We start from the raw sequence: 25214 nt of genomic DNA, 5'->3' as shown, positions 1-25214 counted from the left end.
CGTCCGGGCCGGGAGCCTCAGCGCCCCGGCCCGCAGCGAAACGACAAAGGGGCGGGACGCGCATGCGTCCCGCCCCTTTGTCGTTTCGCGTCCCGGAAGTCCGGGAGCTGCTCCGGCCCCACCGCGACGGGTCCGAAGCGCGGCTACTTCTGTGGCGCCGGCGCGGGCGCGGGCGCCGCCCCTTCGATGGCCTCGACGGTGATGTTCAGGTTCACGTCGTCGCCCAGCACGAACCCGCCCTTGTCGAGCTGGTGGTTCCACAGCACGCCGAAGTCCTTGCGGTTCAGCTTGCCGACGGCCTCGAAGCCCATGCGGCCGACGCCGTCCGCGCCCGGGCCGGAACCCAGCACGTTTGCCGTCAGCGTCACAGGACGCGTCACGCCGCGCATGGTGAGGTCGCCGGTGAACTCGAAGCTGTCCTTGCCCAGCGGCTTCACGGACTTGCTGGCAAACGTGATGGTCGGGAAACTGTCGGCGGCGAAGAAGTCCGCGCTGCGAAGGTGATTGTCCCGCCGCTCCACGCCGGTGTTGATGCTGGCGGTGGGGATCTCCACGGTCACCGAGGAGGCGGCCAGGTTGGCGGCGTCGTAGGTGAAGGTGCCCTTGAACTTCGCGAAGTTGCCGTGCACCTTGCTGACCAGGTGGCGGATGGTGAAGCCCACCTCGGAATGCGACGGGTCGATCCTGTAGCTGACCGGGGCGGCCTGCGCGGAGACGGCCGCGGCCAGGCCCAGGGTGGTGAGCGTGCGGACGAGCGTGCGACGTTTCATGAGTGACATTCCTTTCGCTGTGGGTCCCGGGTCTCGGGGGATCCGGGAGGCGCGGCGCCTCCCGGACATGTTGAATTCACTTCGCACGCCGCCATGCGCGGGCGCCGTGCGACATTTCAATCAGCTTCCAGGTCCGGGCCGTAGAGCTTCTCGACCAGGCGGCTCAACTCGAAGCGCTCGGCCTCGGTGAGCCTGCCCATGACGCGGCGCGTCTCGCGGCGCATCGGGCCGTCAATGGCATCCACCGCGCCCAGCCCCTTCGCGGTGATGCGCGAGACCGTGGTGCGCCGGTCCAGGGTGCCGGGACACCGCTGTACCATGCCGGCGGCGTCCAGTCGGTCCAGGGTGCGCGTCACGTCGGGGTTGCGGTCGAGCATCCGCACGGCGATCTCGCAGCGGGTGCGCCCCTCCGGGCCGGCCCCCCTCAGGATGCGAAGCACGTTGTACTGCGAAACGCTGAGTCCGTCCCCGGGGAGCGCCCGCATCACACACGCCTTCAGGTAGTCCGCGGCCACCAGCAGATTCAGGAGCACCTCCTGGTGGCTGGACTCGAACCGGGTCTGCTTCAGTCGCCTCGCCAACACTTCACCCATGATCTGGGCCCTCTCTCAGTTATGTGTTGCAACACATATTTGGATGCCGGGGGTACGCGGGGGATTCCAGGAAGACCGCCGGGAGGAGTCTCGGAGGGCGGGAGCTGCCGGGGAGCCGGGGATCCGGAGGGAATGCGGCGCCGCGACGAGGGCCGGTTCAGGCGCGCGGAGCGGCCCCGTCCCCCAGCTCCGCCTGGAGGCGCTCGCGCCAGTCTTCCGGAGCGCCATGGTATTGGGAGACAGTGAGTTGTGCAGCGTCCAGGACGTCCCCGGAGCCCATCCGGTGGGAGTCGGAGAACACGTCGCCCCCCCGGGATTCGATGCGGCCCAACTGGCGCTCGTAGAGCGACACCAGGAACGCCAGCACGAAGGCCGCCCCGGGCGGCATCTCCTGGCCGGGGAGCCGCCAGGGATCCCCGGCGCGCCGGCGGATGGCCCGGGCGCGACCGGCCACGGAAAGCACCCAGGCGTTCCGGGCGGCGGCCGGGCCGGTGGTGAGGGCCGACGGATCCAGCCCCGCGGCGCGCAGCTCGGCGCGGGGCGCCAGGGCCGTGCCCCGCATGGGCCCTTCGAGGTCGCGGGCCAGGTCGCGCAGTCCGTGCACCAGGTAGGTGAACCGCGCCAGCTCGGCGAAGGCGGGGTGATGCGAAGCGGGATGAGGCACGTGGCGGCCCCCGGCGGACGTGGAACTCATCAGCATGGCGAAGAGCCGGCCCGGGCCCACGGCCACGCCCTCGGAGTAGGCCAGGAACTCCTCGAGCGTCTCGAAGCCGTCGCGGCTCAGGTCCTCCAGCAGCGCCGCCCCCAACCGCTCCCAGGGCTCGAAGGGCAGCTCGCACACGCGGAAGAGCGTGGCCAGCGCGCCCTGCATCACGTCACCGGTCCCCCGCTCGCCGCGGCGGGCGGCGCGCGCCCGCTCCAGCCAGCGGGTCACTCCGGCGCGCAGTTCGGTCCCGCCGGCTCCCGCGGCGCGCTCGTCCACGGCGTCATCCACACCGCGCATGGAGGCGTAGGCCACCTCGAATGCCGTGCGCGGCAGCGGGTCGGCCAGCAGCCGCGAGGCCAGGTACAGGTAGGGCCGTCCCGCGGAGGTCACCGCGTGCGCGGCGCGCACCTCCTCCGCCGTCCACGGCTGTGGTATCTTCATCGTTCGCATGAAAGGATGGCCCCGGTGACCTCTGATCGCCCGACCCGGAACCGACCGCGCGCCTCGCACAGCCGATTCTCGCCGCCTGCGGTGCCCCGCGCCGAGCGGGTGTACGTGAACCGCAACCTGCGTTTCTCCTCGGTGTCCGCCATCGGGTTCGACCTGGACCATACCCTGGCCCACTACGACCCGCTGCCGGTGGAAAAGCTGGCCTTCGAGGCCACCCTCGACAAGCTGGTGACCGAGCGCAACTACCCGCCCGAGATCCGCAACTTCCGATACGACCCGGCCTACGTGATCCGCGGCCTGGTGGTGGACCGCGACCGCGGCAACGTGCTCAAGATGGACTACTTCAACTTCGTGGCCCGCGGCTTTCACGGCCGGCAGCGGCTCGGCACGCAGGCGCGGCGGGAGATCTATCGCGCCCAGAAGTTCCACCTGGCGCACACCACCCACGTCTCGGTGGACACGCTGTTCCACCTGCCCGAGGTGTACCTGTTCATGTGCCTGGTGGAGTTCCTGGAGCAGAAGGAAGGTCGCTGCGACCTGGACTACTCCACCGTGTACGGCGACGTGCGCGCCATGATCGACCGGGCGCACGGCGACGGCGCCATCAAGACGCCCATCGTCGGCTCGCCGGAGAAGTTCCTGCGACGCGACCCGCTGCTGGCCCCCACGCTGGAGGACTTCCGCCGCAGCGGCCGGAAGCTGTTCCTGCTCACCAACTCGGAACTGTACTACACCGACGCACTGATGTCGTACCTGCTCCCGCCGGCGGAGACGGGGCGCCGGAACTGGCGCGAGTTCTTCGATCTCATCGTGGTGGACGCCGGCAAGCCCGGCTACTTCCTCTCGGGGGCCAACCACGTGCAGGGACTTCACCCGCCGGACGGGCCGGGTGCGCCCCGCCACCTCGAGGAGCAGTTCGGCGTGCCGGCCTACAGCGGCGGGGACGCCGCGTTTCTCCAGAAGATCCTGGACGCCGCCGGCGACCGCGTCCTGTACTTCGGCGACCACACCTACGGCGACATCCTGCGCTCCAAGCGCTCCCTGGGCTGGCGCACCGCCATGATCGTGCCGGAGGTGGAGGCGGAGGTCGGCGTCACCGGGACCATCGCCGAGGACCTCAAACAGCTGGCGGCGCTCATCGACGCGCGCGACCGGGTGGAGCTGCGCCGCGCCGCGGCCGAGCGCGAGTTCCGCGCGCTGGCGCTCACCGACCCCGGCGCGTCGGAGGCCAAGGCCGCGCGGCGCCGCACCCGGCTGGAGGCGCTGCGCCGGAACATGGGCGCGCTGCGCGAGGAGCTGGCGCGCCACACTTCCGAGATTGACGTGCTGGGGCGCAAGTGCAGCAACGCCTACAACCGCCACTGGGGCTCGGTATTCCGCGAGGACAACGAAATCACGCGCTTTGGTCACCAGCTCAAGGACTTCGCGTGCCTGTACACCTCGCGCGTGAGCAACTTCCTGCACTACCCGTCCAACTTCTACTTCCGATCCCCCGTGGGGCTCATGCCGCATGAGATGTAGCCCCACCGGGGCCGCCGGGTCCGGGCGTCCCGCCGAGCGCCGGGCAGGGGTCCCGGCGCCCTGGTGGCAATCTCCCCCGCGCTGGCTGGTCTTCGCATTGCCCGCCGCGCTGGCGCTGCTGGTGAGCCTGCCGGCGGCGCAGGGCCCCATGTTGTGGGACGATGTGCTGCTCATCCCCGGGGACCCTTTTGTCCACCGGCTCGGGAACGTGCCCGCGGCCTTTCTTCGCAGCTTCTGGGCGGCCAAGCCGGGCGGCCCCGAGTACTTCGACTACTACCGCCCGCTGACCACCGTGACCTACATCGTCAACTACGCGCTCTCGGGCCCCTGGAGCGGGCCCTACCACCTGGTGAACTCCGCGATCTACGCGGGCACCGCCGGGCTGCTGGCGCTGCTGGCGGCCGAGCTGGGCCTGGGGGCCGGCGTGGCGCTGGCCGCGGGGGCGCTGTTCGCGGCGTGGCCGCCGCACAACGAGAACGTGGATTTCATCTCGGGCCGCACCGACCTGCTGGTGGGGCTGTTCCTGCTGCTGGCCCTGGGTGCCTGGGCCCGGGAGCGGCGGGCGGCGCGGCTCTCCCCCGGAATGCTGGCCGGGCTCGCCGCGTGCTCCGCGGGTGCGGCGTTCTCGAAGGAGCTGGGCTACGTGGGCCCGGCGGCGCTGCTGCTCTACGAGTGGACCGCGCCGCGGGCAAACGTGGCCGGCGCGGGGGCCGCGCGCGTGGCCGCCCGGCTGTTGGCCGCCGGGGTTCCGGTGGCCGCCGCCGCGGGGCTGCGCACACTGGCGCTCGAGCACCGCACGATCTCCGCCTACCCCCCGCCGATGCACATGTTCGCCACGCTGATGATCGAGACCCGCACGCTGCTGGCCCCCTGGCCGCTGTTCCTGAACCAGCGATTCGTGCCGACGGATTTCGGCCGCCCGCCGCTGGCGGCGGTGATCGCGTGGACCCTGTTCTTCGTCGCGGGATGGCTGCTCCTGCCCCGCCGGGGGGAGCGCGCCGCCTGGCTGGCAACCTGGCTGCTGCTGGCCCCCGGCTGCGCCATCGGGGTGCCCGCCAGCCGCATGCTCTACGTGCCCACGCTGGCGTTCCTGCCGCTGGCGGCATGGAGATTGTCGCGCCTGCCCTGGCCCGCGCCCGCCCGGGCGGCGGCGTGCGCCGCGGCCGTGGCGCTGGGATCGGCCGGCTTCGTGTTGGCGGGGCAGGTGTGGTCGGACGACATCGGGCTCTACCGCCACCTGGTGCGCGAGGCTCCGCAGGACGCGGTGGTCCACGGCGACCTGGCCAGCCTCTACGATCTGCGCGCGAACCGGCCGGACCTCGCGGACTCCACCCGGGAGCGCCTCCGGAGCCTGTCGGTGCGCCACGCGAACCTCTCGCTGGCGATCGACCCCAACCTGTCCTACTCGTGGTACCGGCTGGGACGGCACGAGGCGCAGCTGGGGCACGATTCCGTGGCCGTGGCCCTGCTGGTGCGCGGGCTGAAGATCCGGGAGGAACCGGCGGCGCGCTTCGTGCTCGCCCAGTCCTACACGCGGCTGGGCCGCCTTGCGGAGGCCGAGTCGTGCGTGTTCCAATCCATGCGGGGTCCGACGGGCCGCGGCGACCCGGAGCGCTGGGTGGAGCTGGGATGGATCCAGTTCCGCCAACGGCGCTTCGAGGAGTCCGCGCGGGCCTCGGCCGGGGCGTTGGCCCTCGCGCCGGGCCACTCCGTGGCAGCCTACAACCGGGCGTTGGCGCTGGGCTGCGCGGGACACTTGGACGCCGCGCGCGCCGCCTACCGCGAGGCGCTGGCGCGCGACCCCGACGGATCGCAGGCCGCCGCCGCGCTTGCCGACATCGCGGAGCACGGCGCGGGCGGCGGGCCGCGCGCGGGCGAGGTGGCGCGGGTGTTCCTGGAAACCGCGGGGCTCGCGGGATCGGCGCCCGGGGCCCTGTCCCCGGGCCTGGTGCCGCGGCTGCGCGAGGCGCTGGCGCGCGCGAAGACGACCTGGCCGGACCTGGCCCGCCTGGAGGCGACGTCGAATGGAGCGCGATAGGGGCAGCACCCGGGCCGCCGCCGGGCCCTCGCTCCCCGGGTGGCTGGGCCGCCCCGGGCGCCGGACGCTGTTCTTCGCGCCCTTCCTGCTGGCGCTCCTGCTCTCGCTGCCCGCCCTGCGCTGGCCGCTGGTGTGGGACGACATCAACCTGCTGGCCGGGGACACCTTCACGCACCGACTGCGCAACGTGCCCGCGGCGTTCACGCGCCCGTTCTGGAACATGGATCCGCCGAGCCGGGAGCGGTTCGACTACTACCGGCCGGTGACCACCGTCACCTACATCCTGAACTACGCCGCCGGGGGACTGCGAAGCGAGGGCTACCACGGCGTGAACTCGCTGCTCTATGCGCTCACCTGCGGCCTGCTGGGACTGACGCTCGCGGAGCTGGGGCTGGCGGCGGGGGTGGCGCTGGCCGGCGCGACCCTGTTCGCGGCGTGGCCCGCGCACAACGAGAGCGTGCTGTTCATCGCCGGGCGCACCGACCTGCTGGCGGGCGGGTTCGGGCTGCTGCAGCTGTTCTTCTGCGCGCGCCACCGTCGCGATCGCGGGCCGGGGGCGCTGAACCTGGCCGGCATGGTGGTGGCCGGCGCGGGGGCGGCGTTCTCCAAGGAAGTGGGGTTCGCCATGCCGGTGGTGATCCTGGCCCATGAGTGGGCCTCGGGATGGCGGCGCGATTCGTGGATCCGCTCGCTGGCCTCGGTCGTGCCGGCCGCGGCCGGCTTCACGGCCGCCCGGCTGGTGCTGGCGGGGCGCCCGCACGCGGCCTGGGCGGGAGTAGAGCCCTTCCTCACCACCTTCGGGCTGGCCTCGAGCATCCTGCTCCTGCCCTGGCCCCCGAGGCTCGGCATCACGCAGTATCCGCACCTCTCCGTTCCCGGCGTGACCGCGATCGCGGTTTGGGCCGTCGCGGCGGCGCTCGCGCTCTTCACCCTGCCGGGGCGCGGCGCGCGGGCGGCCTGGGCGCTGGCCTGGGCTATCCTGGGTGCATCCTGCATCATCGGGATGCCGGCCGAGCGGCTCACCTACATCCCCAGCATGTTCCTCCTGCCGTTGTGGGCGGAGCGGCTTTCGCGCCTGCCGTGGCAGGAGGCGCTGCGCGGACTCGCGTGGGGGGGCCTGGTGGCCGCGGCCGCGGCCGGGTTCCTGGTGGGCGGGCAGAAGTGGGCTTCGATGCCCGCGCTCATGGAAGCCGGGGTGCGCACCTGCCCGGGAGATCCGAGCATGCGCGACAACCTGGCGGATGCCTACTACTACCTCACCACCTTGACCGGGGCCCCGGACACGGCGCGTGCGCGACTGCTCGAGATGTCCGCGGAGCAGTCGCGCTATTCGGCGATTCTCGACGCCCGCCGGCCGCGGCCGTGGTTCTCTCTGTCCCGGACCTACTTCGACCTGGGCCGCGATGCCCGGGCCCTGGACGCCTCCCGCCGCGGCCAGGCCCTGGGCGAGCTGCCCGCGGGGTTCTTCATGAGGGCCCAGATCCTCACCCGCATGGGCCGCTTCGACGAGGCCGACGACGCCGCGTACCGGGCGCTCGCCGACCCGGTGGGAATGCACGACCCGGAGCGGTGGACGCTGCTGGGCTGGATCCGGTTCCGCCGCGGGGACTATGGGCAGTCCGTGCTGGCCTCGCGTCAGGCGACGAAGATCGATCCGCGGTCGCGCGTCGCGGCCTACAACATGGCGCTGGCCCTGGCGTGCTCGGGCGCGGACTCGGCGGACACCGCCTTCCGGAACGCGCTGCGGGTGGATGACGATGGCTCCGGCGCGGCCGCGGCGCTGGAGGACATCGCCGAGCACGGCGCGCGCGGCGGCAAGGGCGCGGAGGTCGCGGCGCGCGCGTTCTTCGGAGCGGCGGCGGCGCGATTCGCCGCGCACGACAGCGTCGGCGACGCCTTGGAGGTCGCGCTGGGAAAGGCGGCGCAGACCTGGCCGAAGCTCCGCGACCTCGCCCCCCCGGGAGCGGTCCGGTGAGGGCGATCCCCTGCCTGTGGCTGGCCTGCGCCCTGGCCGTGGCGGCGGCGCCCCCACCGGCGCGGTCCCAGGCCGCGGTGGCGGACGGGCCCCCGGAGGCGATGGGCGCGAATGTCCTCGTGGACCGCCTCGTGGCGCTGGGATTCGAGGAGGTCCGCGTGGCGGCGGCCCCCGGCGCCGGCGCGTCCGCCGCAGCCGCGGGCCTGCGGGTCGTCCTCGAGAACCGCCGCTTCCGGGACCCGGCGTTCGCCCTCGGCGTCGTGGCCGCGGTCCTCGCGGGGCAGGACGCCTCCCGGGACTGCGAACTGATCCTGCTGCGCCAGGGCCTGCCCGTGGCCCGGCTCCGGTTCCTCCCCGAAGACGTGGGAGCGCTGGCCCGCGGCACCCTCGCTCCGGAGGTGTTCGCCGACCGCATCGAGTGCGAGCCGCTGCCGGACCTCGACGTGGAGGCGTGGCTCGCCGCAGGCGGGCCACCCGGGCCACCCGCGCGCTCCCGCGCCCGCATGCGCTTCGACGTGGGGCCGCGCGTGACCTTGGACAGCCAGTTCGGGCACATTGACCAGCCGTTCACCTACCACCTGGAGATCGGCCCCGAGATCAGCACCCAGCCCTGGAAGGGCGCGCTGCTGCGGGCCAGCTGGGCGTTCCCATGGGCTCACGGCAACGACATCCCGCCCGACGGGCTGCACCCGGACTATCACCAGAGCCGCCTCGGAGAGGCGGCGCTGTTCCAGTTTCACCGGCTCGGAAGCCACGTCCTGGGTTCCTTCTCGGCAGGCTACTTCGGCGTGAACCGCTACGGGTTTTCCGCCGGGGCCGGCATGACGGCCGGGCGGAGCTTCTACCTCGACGTCTCGGCCGACCTCACCGGCTCGCTGGCCTTCCGCCCGGAAATGACCTACTCCGGGCTCACCCGGGTCACGTTCTCCGGCGGCGCGACCTATCGGCCGGGCAGTCCTGACCTGGCGTTCTCGGTGCGCGGGGGACGCTACCTGTTCGGGGCCACTGCCGGCTCGGGCACCGGCGCCTACGCGGTGAGGGCAGAGATGGCGCGCCGCTTTCACCAGGTGGAGGTCGGGTTCTTCGTGGTCCAGGCGGAATCCAAACACTATGGCGGGTTGCGGTTGAGCTTGCCGCTGCCACCAGCCATAAGGTTGCGGCCCAACAAGTTGCGTCTGGACGCCCCGCCCGCGTTCCCGGCCGAATACCGCACCGAAGAGGCCCCCTTCGAAGCCCAGCCGGTGAATTCCAGGCTGCGCGCGGCGTTGCTGGATGATCTCTGGCCCAGCTCCATCCGAGCCCAATGGGACTCCTGGATTGCCGGTTATCTCCACGTTTGGCAGGGACAGGGAGGGCTCGAGCCGTGAAATCCACCGCCCGGGCCCCCCGGCCCGCCATGGCCCTGCTGGCCCTCGCCGGAGCGCTGGCCCTCGGCATGGCCGGCACGCCGGACCGGGCCGCCAGCCAGGCCTCGATGAGCGGGCTTTCGGGCCATTGGAATGTGCCGGGCGCAGAACTTTTGGGGGACGGAAAGCTCGAATTCGGCTATAATTCTGTTCCAAAGCGGTGGGCCTACGACCGGCGGGGCGAGTATCGTAACGATGTATACTTCGCCACCCTCGGGTTCCTCTCGCGCGTCGAAATCGGCCTCCGGGTCACGGCGCTGCCGGGGTTCATCGCGTTCTCGGATGTGGATTCAGCCTCGCGCCTGACCGACTCCGACCGGATGGTCAGCGTGAAGGTGCAACTGCTTCGGGCTTCGCGATCCATGCCGGATGTCACGGTGGGGATCGAGGACCTGGAGGGCACGCGTCGCTTTCACACCGCCTACGTGGTCGTGGGCCGCGGCATCCCGCTGGGACCGCTGCGGTTCCGGGCCGATGCGGGCTACGCGGGCCCGGTGTTCGGCAAGCGCACGAATGTCACGCTGGACGGAGCGTTCGGCGCGGTGGACGTGTGGGCCCTGGACCGGATCGCGTGCGGCGCGGAGTACGATTCGGAGAAGTGGAACTTGGGGCTTAAGGCACGCGGGCCCCTGGGCATCACGGGGCGGCTGGTGTGGCTCCATGCGCGGGACCTCTCCGGGGGTTTCGGCTTGAGCGTGAATCTATAACAACCGGTTTCACCGAGGAGGCACCGTCATGACACTCTCGTTTGGCTCCGCTGGTCGGTCCCCCCGCCTGATCATCCTCCTCGCCGCGGGAATGATCCTGTTGTCGCTTACCGCCATCTCCTGCCGCCAGGTCACAGACCCGGCCAGCAAGGTCGCGCTCAACGCGGCAGGCACGGTGGACGAGTGCATCGCAGCCTGCAACACTGCAGCGGCACAGCGTGTGTTCCAGCAGCAGAAGGTCCACAATGTCCTTATCTTCCTCGCCAAGGGCGACCCGGCCAAGATCACGGCGGAGAACTCGCGCTTCCAGGCTGCCCTGGCGGCCATCGAGGCGGACCGCCTCGCGTGCATCGCGCAGTGCCACCACGCTGGCGGCGCGACCGCAGGTCGCTAATTCGCCGCGGCCCCGGCGAACTCGGGGAAGCGTACCTGGCTGGAACGACCAAATGAGGAACGAATGATGCGCGTATTGGTGACGGGTGGGGCCGGCTTCATCGGGTCCCACCTTGTGGAAAGCCTGCTGGCACGCGGCGACGAGGTCTGGGCCCTGGACGACCTCTCGACCGGGCGCATGGAGAACCTGGGCGGCTGCATCGGGGATCCGAAGTTCCACTTCGTGCGCGGCACGGTCACGGACCGCGAGTGCGTGTCCCGCCTGGCGTCGGGCGTGGACCGGATCTTCCACCTGGCCGCGGCCGTGGGCGTGCGCAAGATCATGGAGGAGCCGCTCCGCTCCCTCATGACCAACCTCACGGGCACCGAGGTGGTGCTCGAGGCCGCCTCCGCGCGCAACCTGCGCACGGTGATCTTCTCCAGTTCCGAAGTGTACGGCAAGGGCGCCCGGGTGCCGTTCCACGAGGACGACGACCTGGTGCTCGGCGCCACCGGGGTGCTCCGGTGGAGCTACGCCTGCGGCAAGGCCGCCGACGAGTTCATGGCCATGGCCTACTCGTACGAGCGGCACCTCCCGGTCACCGTGGTGCGCTGCTTCAACACCTGCGGCCCCCGGCAGTCGGATGCCTACGGAATGGTCATTCCCACCTTCCTGAACCGCGCGCTGCGCGGGGAGGCCGTCCCGGTCCACGGCGACGGTTCCCAGACCCGCTGCTTCTCCTACGTCGGCGACGTGGTGCGCGGTGTGCTGCTGCTGGCCGACTCGGAGGTCACCGCGGGGCAGGTCTACAACATCGGCAACGACGAGGAGGTGTCCATCCTGGGGCTGGCCCAGCGGATCCTCCAGATGGTGGACAGCCGCTCGCGCATCATGTATGTCCCCTACCGCGAGGTCTACGGCCCGCACTTCGAGGACATGGCCCGCCGGGTGCCCAGCCTGGAGAAGATCCAGGCCGCCGTGGGTTATCGTCCGGAAGTCAGCCTCGAGCAGTTGCTGGAAATCACGCTGCTCGCGGTGCGCAACGGCCAGATCGCAAGCGCGACGGCCTGACCCGCCTCGATCGCCGGACCCGAAGCCACGAAGGCCACTCCCGCGGGAGTGGCCTTCTTCCTTGTTCCCCGTGGCGGCGGGCGCAGGATCAGCCCCACGCTTCGCGCTTCACCCGCTTGCGGTCCAGGCCCGTCTCCAGCAGCCAGGACTGGGCCTCGAGCAGCATCGGCTTCGGCCCGCACAGGAAGCACATGGGATCCAGCCCGCGGGCGGCCTCCAGGACCGCCTCCTTCGGGAAGCGCCCGGTGCGGTGCGGCCACGCCGGGCCGGCGCCGCGCGTGGCGGTGAGGAACAGCTCGATCCGGCCCGACTTCACCCAGCGGTCCAGCTCCTCGCGGTAGATGATGTCCTCGGGCGTGCGCGCGCTGTACATGAGGCGGATGCGCTCGGTGCCGCCGGAGTCCTCGATCAGCCGGATCATGGCGCGGAATGGCGCCACCCCGGTGCCACCGGCGATCAGGAGCAGGTCGTGGAACGCCCCCGGCGCGTAGGTGAAGACCCCGAATGGGCCCTTCACGTCGAGCACCTGCCCCACCGGGGCGTCGCACAGCCTCGGGGAGAGCCGGCCGTCCGAGAGCCGCCGCACGGTGACGTCCAGCCGCCCGGGCTCGCTGGGGGATGACGAGATCGAGAAGGCCCGGTGCAACTCCTCGTCGGGAAAGCCCACCTCCACGAACTGGCCGGCCTTGTATTCCATCGGGCTGCCCGAGAGGTCCATGCGCAGCGTCCACACGTCGGGTGTGTCCTGCCGCTTCTCGACCAGGGGAAGCTTGAGACGCAGAAAGCCCATTCGTCCTCCGGGGATGCCCCCCGTCCGGCCGCCGCGCGGCGGCCCGTGAAAAGCCCGGACCGCGGGACGGTCCGGGCGAGAGTCTAGGAAATCGGGCGCGGGTGGCAAGTGGTGCCTGCGGCGTGCACGCGGGCCGGGACACGCAGCCCGCGTGCCGTGATCACCAGGCGGCCGGCGCCACCCGGCGCACGGCCTGCCAGCCGCGGGCTCAAGCCTGCAGCGAACCGGCGCGCTTGAGCTCCAGCAGGTGACCCATGCGGGCGCGCTTGGTGAACAGGTAACGGGCGTTGGCCATCGTGGGCGAAACCTCGATCGGCTCGCGCGAGACCACCTGGATCCCGTGGCGCTCGAGCCCCTCGATCTTCCGGGGATTGTTGCTGAGCAGGCGCACCTTTCGGATTCCCAGGTCGGACAGGATGCCCGCCGCGGGCCCGTACTCGCGTCCGTCGGCCGGGAAGCCCAGCCGCTCGTTGGCGTCCACCGTGTCCAGCCCGCGCTCCTGCAGCGCGTAGGCGCGCAGCTTGTTCAGCAGCCCGATGCCGCGCCCCTCCTGGCGCAGGTACACCACCACGCCGCGGCCTTCCGCCTCGATGCGGCGCAGCGCCATCTCCAGCTGCGGTCCGCAATCGCAGCGGTGCGAGCCGAGCACGTCGCCGGTGAGGCACTCGGAGTGGATGCGCACCAGCCACGGGGCGTTCTTCACCGCACGCACCGGCTCCTTCACGATGGCCAGGTGTTCCTTGCCGTCGCGCGGGGACTCGTATCCGTAAAGGCGGAAATCTCCGAATTCACTGGGCAGGTGCACGCGCGCCACGCGCGCCACCGGCCAGGGCGGCGTCGCAAGCGCGGTCTGCGACTGGGCTTTCATGGGTGCGGGGACCTTTCGGAAGCGCGGCCGGGAAGATGCGTGGGGCCGTAGCGGCGTCCCCAGCCCGTGGGGATCAGCCCGATTCTCACCATCTCTGCTGTGGGTTTAGATGCGGGAGACGGCAGCCCGTTTCGGGGCGGGGGAAGGTCGGCACGTAACGATACAGACACCTCAGGGGCGGGCAGGCACCGGGGGAGCGCGGCAGGCACGGGCCCGAATCGGCGGTGCCGCCCCCGGGCCGTCAGTAGGCCGCGACCCGCCGCGCCGCGGCCACGATGTCGGAGGTCTGCGGCAGGATCTCGTCCTCGAGGTCCGGCGCGTACGCCACCGGGCAGTCCATGGCCCCGACCCGCTCCACCGGGGCGTCCAGGAACTCGAACAACTCCGAGCCGATCCGCGCCGCGATCTCCGCGCCCACGCCGAAGGACAGCGCGTCCTCGTGCACCACCAGCGCGCGGTGGGTGCGCCGCACGGACTCCGCGATGGAGTCCCAGTCGTAGGGCACGATGGTGCGCAGGTCCAGCAGGTCCAGGGAGATCTCCTCGGACTGCAGCGTGCGCGCCGCCTGCCATGCGCGGTACACCGTGGACCCGTAGCTGACCACGGTCATCGTGTCGCCCTCCCGCACGCGCCGCGCGGCGCCGAAGGGCACCATGTACTCCGGGCCGGGATAGCGGCCCTTGTTGTGCACCTGGCGGTAGAGGTGCTTCGGCTCGCAGAAGATCACCGGGTCGTCGCAGCGGATGGCGGTGCGCAACAGCCCGTTGGCGTCCAGCGCCGTCGAGGGCATCACCACGCGCAGCCCGGGACAGTGCGCGAAGAGCGCCTCGCCCGACTGGCTGTGGTAGGGCGCGCCACCGTGCAGGTAGCCCCCGGAGGCCACCCGCACCACCACCGGGCACTTCCAGTGGTTGCCCGAGCGGTAGCGCATGTAGCCCAGCTCGTTGCGCAACTGCATCATCGCCGGCCAGATGTAGTCCATGAACTGGATTTCGACCACCGGCTTGAGCCCGCGCAGTGCCATGCCGATGGCGCGCCCGATGATGTTGGCCTCGGCCAGCGGCGAGTTGAACACCCTGCGGCCGCCGAACTCCTTCTGCAGCCTGTGGGTGACACGGAACACCCCGCCCTTGCCCGCCACCTCCTTGAGCGTGTCCTCGCGCGTGGCATCGGCGACGTCCTCGCCGAACACCAGGATGCGCGGGTCGCGCGCCATCTCGTCGCGCAGGCAGCGGTTGAGGAGGTCCACCATCGTGACCTCCTTGGTGCCTTCCCCGAAGGCGGGCTCGGTGCGGAAGGTGTCGGAGCGGGGATCCATCTCGGGCGAGAACACCGCCCAGCCGGCGGTGCTCTTCGGCGGCTGTGGCGAGGCCACCGCCTCGTCGGCGGCGCGGGCAACCTCCGCGTCCACGGCGGCGTGCAGGGCCTCGATTTCCTCCTCGGTGGCCAGCCCCTCCTCCAGCAGGTGCGCGCGCATCCGCGCCAGCGGGTCGCGTTTCTGCTCCGCCTCGCGCTCGGTCTTGGTGCGGTAGAGCGACTCGTCGTCGGAGAGCGAGTGCGAGTAGGGCCGGATCACGTGCGCGTGGATCAGCGCCGGGCCCCGGCGCTCGCGGACGTGCGCGGCCGCCTCGCGCAGCGCGGCGTGGCTGGCGAAGAAGTCGGTGCCGTCCACCTCCACGATGTGCACGCCGACCTTGCGATAGCCCTCAAGCAGCCGGGAGACGTTTCCACCCGCGTACTGGACCTCGCTGGGCACCGAGATGGCGTAGCCGTTATCCTCGATCATGAACAGCACCGGCAGCTTCCGGTTCGCCGCGGTGTTGAGCCCCTCCCAGAACTCCCCCTCGGAGCACGCGCCCTCGCCCACCGAGACGTACACCAGTTCGTCCGGCTGCACCTGGGTCACGCCCTCGATGCCCGGGGTCTCCGAGATGTACACGCCCGCCTCGGCCAGGCCGCAGGCCTGCAGGAACTGCGTGCCGGTGCAGGAGCTCTTGGACACGATGTGCAGCCGGCGGTGCCCCCAGTGCGAGGGCATCTGGCGCCCCCCGGAGGCGGGGTCGGCCTCCGCGCCCACCGAGGCGAGAAAGATCTCCCTGGGCGTCACTCCCAGGCCCAGCACCAGCGCGCGGTCGCGGTAGTACGGCAGGAACCAGTCGTGGCCTGGACGAAGCACCATCGAGGCCGCCGCCAGCACCGCCTCGTGCCCCACGCCGTTGATCTGGAAGAACACCTTGCTCTGGGCCTTGAGCTGGATCTCCTTGTCGTCCACCCGGCGGGACAGGACCATGGTCCGGTAGGCCCTCAGAACCTGCTCGCGGTCCAGGCCGTGGGTCTTCTCCGCCTGCCGTTGCTGCAGCATGCCGGGTCGCCTCTCTGGGGTTTCGGGGTGGTGGTGCGCGGCCGGCGCCCCCGCGGGAGCGAAGTGCCGGGATCGAATGGGTTTCAGGCGGCCGATCTCGTTCGGATTGCTGCAATTATGGGTGATCCAGGCGGCCCAAGTCAACGTCCGCCCCGGCGTCGCGGGCCATTCCGCGCCCCCAAGGATTAGATTCGGGACCGCCGTCGCGGCTGCGCGGGATTCGTAGCCCCGACCCGGTTCGTGCTACTATCCATGCGGCTTTTCCCGGACCCCCGGTAGCAAGACCACCGGATGACTGGAATCCGGGGCCGGATTCGGCCCTGGTCGCAGAAGTTCCACCGGAAGGAGGCTGCCCTCATGAAGCGGTTCACGCTCCCCATTCTCGCGGTGCTCGCTGCGTCCGTCCTGGCCCTGGCGGCCATGTCGGGTTGCGGCAGCTCGAACAACAACAACAACAACGGGCCGGTCGGCAAGGCCGAGGTCATCACGGCCAACGCGGTCATCATGAGCACGGTGGCCGACATCACCAACAACGACGCCTTCGCCATGCTCAACAACCCCGCGTTCACCGGGCTGTTGAACCTGGGCGGCCTGGGCATTCCGCAGCTGCTGCGCTCCCCGCGGGACCCCCGCGCCTCGCTGGAAGCCGTACGCGGCATCCAGGCGCGCCGCTCCTCCAAGCCGAACACCCAGCTCACGCTGCCCACCGGCACCTACCGCGTGGTCGGCGACACGTTGGTGTTCTCCTCGGCGGCGCCCACGACCTACCTGCGGCTGATCATGGCCAACATGTCGGTGCCGGCGGACTCCGACTCCATCACCATCAAGGATGTCCACTATGGCTACCTGCGCACCGGCTCGGGGCTGGACGCCAGCACCGACACCATCCCGGTGGGCCTGAAGATCCGCATGTACAACTGGCACCCGCTGCAGGGCGCCACGCCGGGCCTGATCGCCACGCTGGAGTACTCGCTCTCCGTGACCGCGTCGCTGCAGCTCTCCAGTGTGGCCGTGAGCCTGGACATTCCGGCGGTGATCTACACCAGCGTCGCGCTCACGCTGGACGGCGTGAACCACGTCTACACGCTGGCCTTCGACATCAACGCCCGGCGCCAGGGAGTCACCGAGAACCTGACCTTGCGCCTGCACACCACCGGCGACATCCTGAATGACAGCAACGTGGAGCTCACGGGCGTGGACTTCCTCGGCTCCCACACCTATGCCAACAACTCGTGGGCCAACAACCTGTACATCACCAACATCTACATGGACCCCGAAGGCGCGGGCAACGACAGCGCCCACGTGGAAGGTGACATCCGCAAGAACAACGTCATCGTGGCCACCATCGCCGGCACGCTCATGACGCCCGTGGAGCCCGACACCTGTCAGCCGGTGTACGTGACCATCACGCCCACCAACGAGACGGTCTCGGTGTGCACGGTGTACGGCGAACTGGCCATCCCGGGCGTCACGTTGAGCCCGCGGCGGATGATGGCGACCGACACGCGGCGCTGGTACCAGTAGGACGACGCAGGCAGCAGTCTCCGGAACGGGGCGGTCCTTCGGGGCCGCCCTTTCCGTATGTGTCCGCCTGGCAGGGGAATTCGAAGAGGGGGCGGCCGGCGGCCGCCCCCTCGCGATGTCGGCAGGCATGAATGCCGGCCCTGCATCTGCTGCCCTACAAGAGGATGGCGCCCTGGGTCGCGACCACGTACTTGGGCTTGGGGCAGACGTGGTCCTTCGGTGCGGGCTCTTCCATGGCTTCCTGCGGGAGCTGCTTCACCACGCCCTGCACCACGATCTTCCGTCCGGCGCAGTCCTTGGGCAGGAGCACCGTCTCGTCGAGGCTGCGGGCCATGAAGCTCTTGCCGCCGGACTCCACTTCCACCCAGCAGCCGCGGCCCTGGCACACGGCTTTCACGGTGCCTTCCAGCCGCACGGTCTTTCCCGAGAACTTCGCGGGATTCGCGGCGAGCCTGGAGATGCTCACCGGGGCCTTCACAGTGATCTTCGCGCCCACCGCCAGCGGGCCGGTCTGTCCGCTCTCGGGGGTCTTCGCCTCGGGCACCGAGGCCTGGGTCTCCTGCGCCCGCACCTTCGTGGCGCAACCGGCCAGCGCCGCCACGAGCACTCCCGCCGCCACCCACTTGATGGACTTCACGGCCTGCCTCCTTCGTTGGAACCCTGTGGGAAGTCGCGCTGCGGACAGCCCTCCGCCTCGCAGCACGTGTGACAAACACGCTTGAATACCCGGAGCCCGGTCAGCTCCACCTCCGGCGCGAGGTGCCCGGATTTCACGGGCTCCTCCCCCAGCAGGGCGGTGCTCAGGTACTTCTTGTTGTCGTCGGGGAACACGGTGGCCACCACGGCCCCGGCGCCGAGCTCCTCCTGCACCTTGAGCGCGCCGAGGAAGTTGGCGCCCGAGGAGATGCCCACCGCCAGCCCCAGCCGGGACGCCAGCGCCTGCGACATCCGGATGGCGTCGCCGTCGGACACGTCCACCACGGAATCCAGCCCGGCGAGATCCACGATGTCGGGGATGAACTCGTCGGAGATGCCCTGGATGCGGTGCTGGCCGCACTTATGCCCGGTGCGCAGCGTGGGGCTCTCCATGGGCTCGAGCGGGTGCACCCGGATGCCGGGCCGGAGGGCCCGCAGGCACCGGCCCACGCCCATGACCGTGCCCCCGGTGCCGATGCCGGCCACGAACGCGTCCGGCGCCAGGCCGTGGAACTGGAGCTGCCACCAGATCTCGGGGCCGGTGGTGAGTTCGTGCGCCTGCACGTTGGCCTCGTTGGAAAACTGGCGGGGCAGGAACACGTGGTCGTCGCTCGAAGCCAGGTCCTCGGCCATGCGGATGCTGCCCACGAACCCGCCCTGCTCGCGGGTGACCGGCACCACGTGCGCGCCGTAGCTGCGGATCAGGTCCACGCGCTCGCGGCTCATCCAGTCGGGCATGTAGATCACCACGGGGTGGCCGAGCGCGCGGCCCAGCGCGGCGAACGAGATTCCGGTGTTGCCGCTGGTGGCCTCCACGATGGTGTCGCCCGGGCGGATCCGCCCTTCGCGGTAGGCGCATTCCAGGATGTGCAGCGCCATACGGTCCTTGATGCTGCCGGTCATGTTGAGCTGCTCGGACTTGCAGTAGACGGTGCGGAGGATGCCGCGGAGGCGCACGTCGACGGCCAGCAGGGGCGTGTTGCCGATGAGCCGCCCGAGGCTCTTGAAGCGTTCCTGGAGCTGGGGATCCAGCGCGGCCACGGTTGACATGGCGGGAGCATAGCCCGGCGCGGGCCGTTCGGCCAGCCCGGGGGCTGACAGGCCGGGGGTCGACAGCCCGGGGATCGAAGTCCTCAACCCTTCCGTCCGCGGCGCGATTCCGCGATCTCGCGCACCGCCCGGATGGCCACGTCCATGTGCTCCGGCGTATTGAACGGGCCGATGCCCATGCGCACCGCGCCGTGGATCTTGTCGGTGCCCAGGCGCTCGTGCACCATCGGCGCGCAGTGCAGCCCGGTGCGGCAGGCGATGTTGTAGTCCACGTCGAGCATCGTGCCGGTGTCCAGCGCCTCCAGGCCGTCCACGTTGAACAGCAGCACGCTGATCCGGTCCTGCGCGGAGTCCTGGCAGTACAGCGTCACGCCCTCGATCTCCCGCAGGCCGTCCCGCAGCCTCGTCCACAGCGCCATTTCGCGGCGGTGCAGGTTCCCGAGGCCCTGTTCCATCACCCACATCACGCCGGCGTGCAGCCCGGCGATTCCCGGAAGGTTGGGGGTGCCGTATTCCATGCGGTAGGGGTACTCGTCCAAGTGAAAGCGCTGCGCGCTGCGCACCCCGGTGCCCCCGGCGCGCGTGTGCCGCAACTCCACCCCTTCGGCCACGTACATGCCGCCGGTGCCCATCGGGCCCATCAGGGACTTGTGGCCGGTGAAGCACACCACCCCGGCTCCCAGCGCCTCCACGTCCACCGGCACCATGCCCGCGGTCTGCGACACGTCGAGCACCATGGGGATGCCCCGCGCCCGGCACGCGCGGCCGATCTCCCCGGCTGGCTGCACCGTGCCGGTCACGTTCGAGGCGTGGTTCACCACCACGGCTCGGGTGGTGGGACGGAGCTTCGCAATCACTTCCCCGGGGTCCACGTAGCCGCGGTCGTCGAAGTCCACCCAGTCCACTTCCACGCCGCTCGCCTGAAGGTGCCACAGTGGCCGCAGCGAGGAGTTGTGCTCCAGGCGCGTGGTGACGGCGTGGTCCCCGGGCTGCAGCAGCCCGAAGATGGCCAGGTTCAGCGCGTCGGTGGCGTTGTGGCCGAACACCAGCCGGTTGGGATCGCTGCCGTGGAAGAACTCCGTGAGCAGCTTGCGCGTGTCCTCCACCAGGTGGCCGGACTCCAGGCACAGGTCATAGCCGGAGCGGCCGGGGTTCACCCCGGCGTGCCGGTAGAAATGGTCCATGAAGGTGTACACGCCGGGCGGCTTGGGGAAGGAAGTGGCGCCGTTGTCGAGGTAGATCAGGCCGGCCGGGGGTGTGTCCACGGGACATCGGATGTCGTGGGGATTGCTCGCAACTGGGTTCATGCTTCACCTCTCATGCCTGCGCACGCAGGCCGGATCAGGGCGTCCGCCACCATCTCCGCCACGGTCTTGATGGCCACCCCGAGCTTGTACTCCCGGTTCAACTCCATCAACTGGTCGATGCAGTTGTGGCACGGGGCCACCACCGTGGCCGCGCCGGTCTTCCGGATCTGCTCCGCCTTCACCGAGCCGGCCTGGAGGCGCTTCGCCCGGAAGCGGGCCATGGACAGCTGCCCACCGCCACCGCCGCAGCAGAAGTTCTCCCGGCCGCAGGGGCTCATCTCCACCAGGCGCGTCACCGTCCTGCGCAACACCGTGCGCTGGGGCTCGGACACCCCACCGCTGCGCACCAGGTTGCAGGGGTCGTGGAGCGTGACCTTCCCCGGGTGCCGCGACCGGTCCACGCGGATGCGCCCCTCGAGGAGATAATCCTCCATGACTTCGAGGAAGCTGCGCACCTCGAAACGGTAGCCCTCCTGGCGCCACTCGGGCGCCTCCCAGCGGGCCGCGGCGAAGCCGTGGCCACATTCGCCGATCACCAGCGTCCGGCAGCCCAGCCGTTCCATGGACCGCACCAGGTTCTCCGAGATCGCCCGACCCTGCTCCACGTTGCCCGTGAACAGCCCGTAGTTGGTGAGGTCCCAGCCCTCGCTGGCCACGGTCCAGTCCTCGCCCGCCGCGTGGAACACCGCCGCGCTGGCCTGCAGCGACAGCGGGTAGAACTTCGGCTCCCGCGGGTTCACCGTGAACAGTACCTTCGCCCCGGTCTTGTCCACGGGGATGCCGGCCGCGGGATCGCCCGTCTCGGTTCGCAGCTCCTCCCCGATCCACTCCACCGTGTCGAGCCAGTCCTGCCGGGTGATGCCCATGTTGTTGCCCGTGGAGAGGCTCAGGTCCACCGTGGCCTGCAGGTCGTCGGGCACCAGTCCCATCTCGGCCAGCGCCCCGCGCGCCGCGCGGAGCACTCCGGCGATGTGCACGCCGGTGGTGCAGTTCAGGCTGCACCGCCCGCACAGGGAACACCGGCCGAAGATCGCCTCGATCCACCGGCGTGCCATTTCCTTATCCAGGGAGCGCGCCCCCACCAGCGCGGGCGCCAGGCGGCCCGCGGCCGTGAAGTTGCGGCGGAACACCGAGGCCGCCAGCTCCAGCTTGTACGCGGGGATGGACTCCAGCTCGCCGTCGGCCCGAAAGTAGTGGCACGAGTCGGCGCACAGGCCGCAGCGCACGCATGTCTGGAGCCACGAGGACTCGGCTTCGCGGATCTTCGCGGAAAACGCCCGCAGGCCGCGCCGGAAGTCCTCCGGCGTGAGCCGCTCCAGCCGCTCATCCAGCGCGTCCTTGTGCGTGGCCACGGCGCCCCCCTACGCCGGCGGCGGGAACGTGCCCCGCCGCCCGAAGTGCGCGCCCATGAAGGCGCGGGTGGTGAAGAAGAAGAAACAGTGCCGGATCTTGCCCAGCGGGATGTACAGCAGCAGCGCCGTGCCCCACGCGAGCCACAGCGGCTCGACCGGGGCGCCCGGGGCGCGGGCGGAGGTCAGCGCCGAGAGGCCGGTGCACAGGATGTTCGCCAGGAGATCATCGGGCACGCTCAGGCGCCGCAGGCGGGAGTCGGCCAGGCGCTTCGCCAGCAGCGCGGCGCCGGCCAGCGCGCCCACGGCGGCCACGGCCCGGAACACGCGCAGCGGCCATCCTGCGGGCCCGGCACCTGCGACATGCACTGCCAGGAGTGCGAGCGAGGCGAAGATGCCCAGGTGATACGCCACCCCCGCGACCCACGCCGGCAGGTTCTCGCGGGTGCTCTCCTTCGCGGTGGGTGACATCCCGGGCCCGAAAGCGTAGAGCACGCCGCGGCGCGGATCCCCGGCGGGTCTCGAGAAATACCGCGGCCGCCCGCGGGCGCGGGACCGCAGCACTTCCGTGGCCAGCGCCCCCAGGGCCCACGCCCCGCTCACCAGCACCGCGATCTGCAGGGGCGGCGCCATGGCGGCTACACGCAGCCGTCCGGCTTGGGCAGGCCGGCGAGCTTGCACGCGCCGCGCGCGGGGCCCGAGGGGAACAGTTCGTAGACCCTCTTCAGCGGCAGTCCGGTGGTCTTGCAGATGGAGCGGACCATGGGCGCGGAGCCGTGTTCCTCGAAGTGACCGCGGATGAAGCGGATCACCGCCCAGTGCTCGTCCCCGAGCGCGTCGAGGTCCTCGGCGCTCTTCGCCAGGAACAGCGCCAGTTCCTCGGTCCACTCCCCGGGGCGGACCAGGAATCCTTCCTCGTTGACTTCCAGTTGTTTGCCGGAGAATTCGATCGCAGGCATGCATCCCCCCCGGGGAAACCTCCACCCAACCGCGCCCGGCAGCCCGGATACCGGGCGGCGGGCCGATGCTCACCGTGGATTATGGACGATGTGGGCGGCGGTGGAAAGAGGGCCCGGCGAGGGGGTGTCCCGGGCTTCAACGCCCCAGCGCGTGCACCATCCACACGTTCGGATCGTGGTACACACCCGTGCCCGCCTCGCGGTCCATGCGCACCGGGGCCGCCGCGCCCGGCACCACGTAGTCGCCGCTCCCGGGAAAGGCCATCCCGGCCCACTTCTCCCATTCCTGCACGCTGCCGGGAATCGTCATGGACCGCGGCGCGGCGCGGGCGATGCGCCCGCCCAGGCGCGCGTGCAGCCGGATCCACGGGTCGAATGGCAGCCCGTCGTCGCGGGTCCATCCGGCGTAGCGTTCGATGGGGATGGTGGGATAGCGATCCTTCAGGGTGGGACGCACGCAGGCGATGAGCGCCCGGAAGCCGCGTTCGCCCGCCAGGGAGCGCAGGGCACCGAGCATCCGCCCGCCGAGCCTGTCGCCGCGGCGGGAGCCCGCCACCACGATCTGCAGGGCCCCGAGCGTGTCGGGTTCGCGACCGGCGGCGCGGTCCGCCACGGTGCGCTCGAACTGGTCGTCCCAGCCCGCGGGCAGGTCGGCGTCGGTGCCGTCCCAGCGCAGCGGCGCGGAGTTCGCCGCGGCGCAAGGGCGCCCGCCGGGCTCCAGCAGCAGCAGCTGGAACCCGGCGAAGTGCTCGTACAGGTTCCCCCACAGCCGGTTGGCGACGGGGTCGTGAAACATGAGCTCCGGCCACGCCGCGCGGTTGTGCGCGTTCATGGCCTCGCGGAGGTCGGGGCGCTCCGCGAGGCTCACCAGCGCCAGCGTGCCCTCCGTGCCGCGGTCCTCAGGGTCGCTCAAACGTTGTGCGACTCCATGCCCTTCACCCACTGCGAGTACGCCAGCATCAGCAGGGCCGACAGCATGCCGACCACGCCGAAGACGAAGAACAGCCGGCCCGGGTGGTAGGCGTTCCACAGCATGCTGGTGGCGTCCACGTGGTTCAGGCCGGTGACCGCCAGCAGCTTCTGCATCGCCTCCGGCCGGGACACGCCGGTGATCTGGTGGTGCTGCGCCAGGTAGTCCTGCGCCAGCTTGGCCTTCTCGCCCCATTCGCCGTACACGTAGCCGCCCAGCTTGGAGGCGCTCACCCAGCCGATCGCGAAGGGTACGTTGGCGTAGCCCATGTACAGGCCCTTCTGGCCCGGGGGCGCGATCACGCCCAGGTACTCGTTGAGCTTCGGGGAGGCCAGCATCTCGCCCACCGCGAACACCAGGATGCCCAGCAGGCACAGGTACCCGGAAGTGGTGTAGCCGGAGAGCACCAGCCCGGCGGTGGCGATCACCATGCCGATGGTGATGGACATGATGCGCCGCATGCGCGAGACCAGCCACGAGACGAACACCACGCCCACGATCACCAGGCCGGCGTCGAAGTTGATCATCCACTCCTGGGACATCTGCGGCCCGCGCAGCGAGCCCTGCTGCAGCATGAACTGCGGCACGTGCAGCGCCGCGACCATCTGCGAGCTGTCCACCCAGTCCTCGATGAAGTTGGGCAGCAGGTCGAAGAGCTGCATGAACATGAGCCAGAAGCCGGACATGATCAGGATGAACGCCAGCAGCGTGGGCTGCATGAGGTTCCTGAAGGTGGTGACCAGCACGTCCAGCGGCGTGCCGGTCTGCTTGTTCACCGGCTGGGCCTGGCCCTTCAGGATCAGCAGCAGCACCCCGAAGATGGTGAGGTCCACCACGCTGGCGACGGCCGCGTTGTGGTTGCCCCAGAACAGCACCCGGGCCAGCACCAGGCCGATCCCGATCAGCACCGCCAGGCGCACGAAGTCGGAGACGCCGCGCTTCTTCACCTCGGTCGCCTCGCCGTGGCCGCCCGCCCCCACCTCGGGGTAGGTCAGCAGCATCAGGTAGTTGAGCGCCATGATGCACGCGCAGCCCATGAACAGCATGGGCCACGACAGGCCGCGCAGCTCGTGGGCCAGCGGCGGGCCCAGGAACGCGCCCACGTTCACCATCATGTAGAAGATGCCCCAGCCCACGCCGCTGTTCACCTTGGAGAGCGATTGCGACAGCGTGCCCTGCACCCCCGGCTTGAAGATGGCCGTGCCGAAGGCCAGCGTGCAGCAGCCCAGCAGGAACGGCAGGTACTCGCGCTGCGTGGCCATGAGCAGGTAGCCGATCACGTTGATGGCCACCGCCGCCGCAATGGTGCGCTTGTAGCCGTACCGGTCGGCGAAGCCGCCCGAGAACAGCGGCACGAAGGTCTGCACCGCCGCCCAGATGGCGAAGATGTTGGCCTTCTGCGCCATGGTGAAGTGCAGGCCTCCGATGGCGTCGGCCTGCGCGATGTAGATGGGGATCACGACGCGCACGCCGTAGTAGGCGAGGCGCTCGAACATCTCGATGATGTTCACCATCCAGTAGGAGCGCGGAAGCGAGCCGATCTGGTTCCCTATGGAAGGCTTGGGATCCCCGGGCGCGGCCGCCGCTTGGACTGTGGTCGCCATGCGGACTCCATGGTTGAAGGTGGACGTGACGAGGCAGGATAGCACAGAAATCCGCGCCGCTTGTCACCGGCCGTGAGAGGCTGCTATCGTGGGCTTGATCATCGGCCGCCCCACCCCCACCTGTC

At 70.6% G+C, this 25214-nt stretch carries 22 protein-coding genes; 8 read left to right on the top strand and 14 right to left on the bottom strand.

All coding sequences use genetic code 11. The features are described 5' to 3' along the window. Positions 1-143 precede the first annotated feature (143 nt). The 3 genes from HZB25_07075 to HZB25_07065 all read right to left on the bottom strand — a co-directional run bounded on the left by HZB25_07075 (position 144) and on the right by HZB25_07065 (position 2519). Entirely contained in the window at positions 144-770 is a 627-nt protein-coding gene (locus HZB25_07075) for a YceI family protein (protein ID MBI5836988.1), read from the bottom strand. Between the two features lie 116 nt (positions 771-886). Next, the gene (locus HZB25_07070; GenBank protein MBI5836987.1) at positions 887-1363 is read right to left on the bottom strand and encodes a MarR family transcriptional regulator; all 477 of its coding nucleotides are present in this window, start codon (positions 1361-1363) and stop codon (positions 887-889) included. A 157-nt stretch (positions 1364-1520) separates the two neighbouring features. After that, on the bottom strand, positions 1521-2519 hold the full coding sequence (locus HZB25_07065) for a squalene/phytoene synthase family protein (protein MBI5836986.1): 999 nt from the start codon (positions 2517-2519) through the stop codon (positions 1521-1523). 15 nt (positions 2520-2534) lie between these two features. Here HZB25_07065 and HZB25_07060 point away from each other — a divergent pair, with 15 nt between their 5' ends. The 7 genes from HZB25_07060 to HZB25_07030 all read left to right on the top strand — a co-directional run bounded on the left by HZB25_07060 (position 2535) and on the right by HZB25_07030 (position 11610). Then, the gene (locus HZB25_07060) at positions 2535-4040 is read left to right on the top strand and encodes an HAD-IG family 5'-nucleotidase (GenBank protein ID MBI5836985.1); all 1506 of its coding nucleotides are present in this window, start codon (positions 2535-2537) and stop codon (positions 4038-4040) included. Further along, entirely contained in the window at positions 4030-6078 is a 2049-nt protein-coding gene (locus HZB25_07055; GenBank protein ID MBI5836984.1) for a hypothetical protein, read from the top strand. The genes HZB25_07060 and HZB25_07055 overlap by 11 nt, the downstream gene beginning before the upstream one ends. Continuing rightward, positions 6065-8053, top strand: coding sequence for a tetratricopeptide repeat protein (locus HZB25_07050; protein ID MBI5836983.1), 1989 nt, complete (start codon positions 6065-6067; stop codon positions 8051-8053). Before HZB25_07055 ends, HZB25_07050 begins: the two co-directional genes overlap by 14 nt. Next, positions 8050-9420: a YjbH domain-containing protein gene (locus HZB25_07045; protein ID MBI5836982.1), complete on the top strand. Its 1371-nt coding sequence runs from the start codon at positions 8050-8052 to the stop codon at positions 9418-9420. Before HZB25_07050 ends, HZB25_07045 begins: the two co-directional genes overlap by 4 nt. Next, complete coding sequence (locus tag HZB25_07040; GenBank protein ID MBI5836981.1) at positions 9417-10166, top strand: YjbH domain-containing protein; 750 nt, start codon at positions 9417-9419, stop codon at positions 10164-10166. Before HZB25_07045 ends, HZB25_07040 begins: the two co-directional genes overlap by 4 nt. A 28-nt stretch (positions 10167-10194) precedes the next feature. Continuing rightward, positions 10195-10560 carry a hypothetical protein gene (locus HZB25_07035; protein ID MBI5836980.1) on the top strand — a complete coding sequence of 122 codons (366 nt, stop codon included), beginning with the start codon at positions 10195-10197 and terminating at the stop codon, positions 10558-10560. 63 nt (positions 10561-10623) lie between these two features. After that, a complete protein-coding gene (locus tag HZB25_07030; protein MBI5836979.1) occupies positions 10624-11610 on the top strand; it encodes a GDP-mannose 4,6-dehydratase in 987 nt (328 codons plus the stop codon). Between the two features lie 88 nt (positions 11611-11698). Here the strand turns inward: HZB25_07030 and HZB25_07025 are convergent, their stop codons facing one another. The 3 genes from HZB25_07025 to HZB25_07015 all read right to left on the bottom strand — a co-directional run bounded on the left by HZB25_07025 (position 11699) and on the right by HZB25_07015 (position 15630). Further along, positions 11699-12400, bottom strand: a complete 702-nt coding sequence (locus HZB25_07025) for a hypothetical protein (GenBank protein ID MBI5836978.1) — start codon at positions 12398-12400, stop codon at positions 11699-11701. 208 nt (positions 12401-12608) lie between these two features. Then, on the bottom strand, positions 12609-13268 hold the full coding sequence (gene ribA / locus HZB25_07020) for a GTP cyclohydrolase II (GenBank protein ID MBI5836977.1): 660 nt from the start codon (positions 13266-13268) through the stop codon (positions 12609-12611). A gap of 241 nt (positions 13269-13509) precedes the next feature. Then, complete coding sequence (locus tag HZB25_07015) at positions 13510-15630, bottom strand: dehydrogenase E1 component subunit alpha/beta (GenBank protein ID MBI5836976.1); 2121 nt, start codon at positions 15628-15630, stop codon at positions 13510-13512. A gap of 357 nt (positions 15631-15987) precedes the next feature. Here HZB25_07015 and HZB25_07010 point away from each other — a divergent pair, with 357 nt between their 5' ends. Beyond that, positions 15988-17154, top strand: a complete 1167-nt coding sequence (locus HZB25_07010; GenBank protein MBI5836975.1) for a hypothetical protein — start codon at positions 15988-15990, stop codon at positions 17152-17154. A gap of 154 nt (positions 17155-17308) precedes the next feature. Here the strand turns inward: HZB25_07010 and HZB25_07005 are convergent, their stop codons facing one another. The 8 genes from HZB25_07005 to HZB25_06970 all read right to left on the bottom strand — a co-directional run bounded on the left by HZB25_07005 (position 17309) and on the right by HZB25_06970 (position 25089). Further along, entirely contained in the window at positions 17309-17791 is a 483-nt protein-coding gene (locus HZB25_07005) for a DUF4920 domain-containing protein (protein MBI5836974.1), read from the bottom strand. Continuing rightward, positions 17788-18900, bottom strand: a complete 1113-nt coding sequence (locus HZB25_07000; protein ID MBI5836973.1) for a cysteine synthase family protein — start codon at positions 18898-18900, stop codon at positions 17788-17790. The genes HZB25_07005 and HZB25_07000 overlap by 4 nt, the downstream gene beginning before the upstream one ends. Positions 18901-18983: 83 nt before the next feature. Beyond that, entirely contained in the window at positions 18984-20207 is a 1224-nt protein-coding gene (locus HZB25_06995; protein MBI5836972.1) for an aminotransferase class V-fold PLP-dependent enzyme, read from the bottom strand. Beyond that, complete coding sequence (locus HZB25_06990) at positions 20204-21559, bottom strand: (Fe-S)-binding protein (protein ID MBI5836971.1); 1356 nt, start codon at positions 21557-21559, stop codon at positions 20204-20206. The genes HZB25_06995 and HZB25_06990 overlap by 4 nt, the downstream gene beginning before the upstream one ends. Positions 21560-21568: 9 nt before the next feature. Beyond that, positions 21569-22189, bottom strand: a complete 621-nt coding sequence (locus HZB25_06985; protein ID MBI5836970.1) for a hypothetical protein — start codon at positions 22187-22189, stop codon at positions 21569-21571. Positions 22190-22194: 5 nt separating this feature from the next. After that, positions 22195-22515 carry a TusE/DsrC/DsvC family sulfur relay protein gene (locus HZB25_06980; GenBank protein MBI5836969.1) on the bottom strand — a complete coding sequence of 107 codons (321 nt, stop codon included), beginning with the start codon at positions 22513-22515 and terminating at the stop codon, positions 22195-22197. A 136-nt stretch (positions 22516-22651) separates the two neighbouring features. Continuing rightward, positions 22652-23428 carry a GNAT family N-acetyltransferase gene (locus tag HZB25_06975; GenBank protein MBI5836968.1) on the bottom strand — a complete coding sequence of 259 codons (777 nt, stop codon included), beginning with the start codon at positions 23426-23428 and terminating at the stop codon, positions 22652-22654. Then, the gene (locus HZB25_06970; protein ID MBI5836967.1) at positions 23425-25089 is read right to left on the bottom strand and encodes an MFS transporter; all 1665 of its coding nucleotides are present in this window, start codon (positions 25087-25089) and stop codon (positions 23425-23427) included. Before HZB25_06970 ends, HZB25_06975 begins: the two co-directional genes overlap by 4 nt. Positions 25090-25214 lie beyond the last annotated feature (125 nt).

Source organism: Candidatus Eisenbacteria bacterium (genome assembly GCA_016235265.1).
GTDB lineage: Bacteria > Eisenbacteria > RBG-16-71-46 > RBG-16-71-46 > JACRLI01 > JACRLI01.
Note: the sequence above shows the minus strand (reverse complement) of the source record. Positions and strands in the feature narration are given on the sequence as shown.

Coding starts and splice junctions, on each gene's coding strand:
- HZB25_07075 (MBI5836988.1), bottom strand. CDS start 770: ATGAAACGTCGCACGCTCGTCCGCACGCTCACCACCCTGGGCCTGGCC.
- HZB25_07070 (MBI5836987.1), bottom strand. CDS start 1,363: ATGGGTGAAGTGTTGGCGAGGCGACTGAAGCAGACCCGGTTCGAGTCC.
- HZB25_07065 (MBI5836986.1), bottom strand. CDS start 2,519: ATGCGAACGATGAAGATACCACAGCCGTGGACGGCGGAGGAGGTGCGC.
- HZB25_07055 (MBI5836984.1), top strand. CDS start 4,030: ATGAGATGTAGCCCCACCGGGGCCGCCGGGTCCGGGCGTCCCGCCGAG.
- HZB25_07050 (MBI5836983.1), top strand. CDS start 6,065: ATGGAGCGCGATAGGGGCAGCACCCGGGCCGCCGCCGGGCCCTCGCTC.
- HZB25_07035 (MBI5836980.1), top strand. CDS start 10,195: ATGACACTCTCGTTTGGCTCCGCTGGTCGGTCCCCCCGCCTGATCATC.
- HZB25_07030 (MBI5836979.1), top strand. CDS start 10,624: ATGATGCGCGTATTGGTGACGGGTGGGGCCGGCTTCATCGGGTCCCAC.
- HZB25_07025 (MBI5836978.1), bottom strand. CDS start 12,400: ATGGGCTTTCTGCGTCTCAAGCTTCCCCTGGTCGAGAAGCGGCAGGAC.
- ribA (MBI5836977.1), bottom strand. CDS start 13,268: ATGAAAGCCCAGTCGCAGACCGCGCTTGCGACGCCGCCCTGGCCGGTG.
- HZB25_07015 (MBI5836976.1), bottom strand. CDS start 15,630: ATGCTGCAGCAACGGCAGGCGGAGAAGACCCACGGCCTGGACCGCGAG.
- HZB25_07010 (MBI5836975.1), top strand. CDS start 15,988: ATGAAGCGGTTCACGCTCCCCATTCTCGCGGTGCTCGCTGCGTCCGTC.
- HZB25_07000 (MBI5836973.1), bottom strand. CDS start 18,900: ATGTCAACCGTGGCCGCGCTGGATCCCCAGCTCCAGGAACGCTTCAAG.
- HZB25_06995 (MBI5836972.1), bottom strand. CDS start 20,207: ATGAACCCAGTTGCGAGCAATCCCCACGACATCCGATGTCCCGTGGAC.
- HZB25_06985 (MBI5836970.1), bottom strand. CDS start 22,189: ATGGCGCCGCCCCTGCAGATCGCGGTGCTGGTGAGCGGGGCGTGGGCC.
- HZB25_06980 (MBI5836969.1), bottom strand. CDS start 22,515: ATGCCTGCGATCGAATTCTCCGGCAAACAACTGGAAGTCAACGAGGAA.
- HZB25_06970 (MBI5836967.1), bottom strand. CDS start 25,089: ATGGCGACCACAGTCCAAGCGGCGGCCGCGCCCGGGGATCCCAAGCCT.